Origin of the sequence: Streptomyces coelicoflavus (genome assembly GCF_003112555.1) — a bacterium.
Classification (GTDB): Bacteria; Actinomycetota; Actinomycetes; order Streptomycetales; family Streptomycetaceae; genus Streptomyces; species Streptomyces coelicoflavus.
The window spans coordinates 1-1,323 of record NZ_BEWB01000040.1 but is presented as its reverse complement, the minus strand read 5'-3'; the positions used below and the strand labels follow the sequence as shown (position 1 = coordinate 1,323).

Below are 1,323 nucleotides of genomic sequence, written 5' to 3'. Positions count from 1 at the left end.
GAGGTTCCCCCGAGATGCGGGGAAAGGTGACAGCAGGTCGGATGGGTCTCATGAGAGGAGCCCAGACGATGCCTGCCCCGAGGAAGTACCCGCTGGAGTTGCGTGAGCGTGCGGTGCGGATGTACCGGATCGCCGAGCCGAAGCCTGTGATCCGCCGCATGGCCGAGGAACTCGGCGTGCATCACGAAGCCCTGCGGAATTGGATTCGGCAGGCCGAGGCCGACGCCGGCGAGCGGGATGACCTGCTCACCACCGAAGAGAAGAACGAGCTCGCCCAGCTGCGGCGCGAGGTGCGGGACCTGCGCCGGGCGAACGAGGTCCTGCGGACGGCCTCGGCTTTTTTCGCCGCGCAGCTCGACCCGACCCGGCCCAGGTGACTGCGCTCCTCGAGGAGCACCCGCACCTGGGGATCGAGCCCGTACTGCGGGAACTGCACATCCCCTCCTCCACCTACTACCGCTGGCGTCAGGCCGAGAAGAACCCCTGCGAACGGATCCGCCAGGACACCGAGCTGACCGGGCAGATCCGACAGATCCACCAAGACTCCGGCGGGATCTACGGATCGCCCAGGATCCATGCCGTCCTGAAGCGTGAGGGTGTCCACGTCGGCCGCAAGCGCGTCGAGCGGCTCATGCGCCAGGCCGGCCTGGCCGGGATCAGCCCCCGCAGGAGCAAGGGCTTCACCCGCCGGGACCCGGACGCCGATCTTGCCCCTGACCTGGTGCAACGCGACTTCACGGCGCACGCGCCGAACCGGCTGTGGGTCACCGACCTGACCATGATCCCCACCTTGGAGGGGCCGCTGTGGCTGTCGGCGATCCGCGATGCCTTCTCCCGCCGGGTCGTGGCCTGGGAGACCTCCGCCCGCGCGGACGCCGACCTGGTCCTCACCTCCCTCGAGTACGCGCTGGCCAGCCGCGAGGTCACCCCCGGCGAACTCGTCCACCACGCCGACCACGGCACGCAATACACGTCTATCAAGCTCACCACACGCCTGGTCAGAGCAGGAGTTCAGTCGTCCATGGGCTCGGTCGGCGACTCCTTCGACAATGCCCTGGCGGAGAACCTGTGGATGCTGATCAAAACCGAGTGCATCCGCGGACGAACCTTCGACACCAGAGCCGAGGCGAATCTCGCGCTCTTCGAGTACATCGACGGCTTCTATAACCCCCGCCGCATCCAGAAGCGGCTCGGCTACCTCAGCCCCATCGAGTTCGAGGAGAAGCACTACGCCGACCAGGCAGCGGCCGAACCAGTGAACCTGAAACCACGTCAACCCGCCCTGACCTGCTAGTCAGCCACTCCCGCGCAGCGGGGGAACCT

At 67.3% G+C, this 1,323-nt stretch carries 2 protein-coding genes; both read left to right on the top strand.

Going from position 1 to position 1,323, the window contains the following annotated elements; genetic code table 11:
* The coding region (locus Sco07f_RS39665) for a transposase (RefSeq protein ID WP_218030769.1) at nt 1–377 on the top strand (377 nt) is incomplete at its 5' end.
* Nucleotides 374–1,294 carry an IS3 family transposase gene (locus tag Sco07f_RS39660; protein WP_108990813.1) on the top strand — a complete coding sequence of 307 codons (921 nt, stop codon included), beginning with the start codon at nt 374–376 and terminating at the stop codon, nt 1,292–1,294. The genes Sco07f_RS39665 and Sco07f_RS39660, both read left to right, overlap by 4 nt.
* Nucleotides 1,295–1,323: the final 29 nt, after the last annotated feature.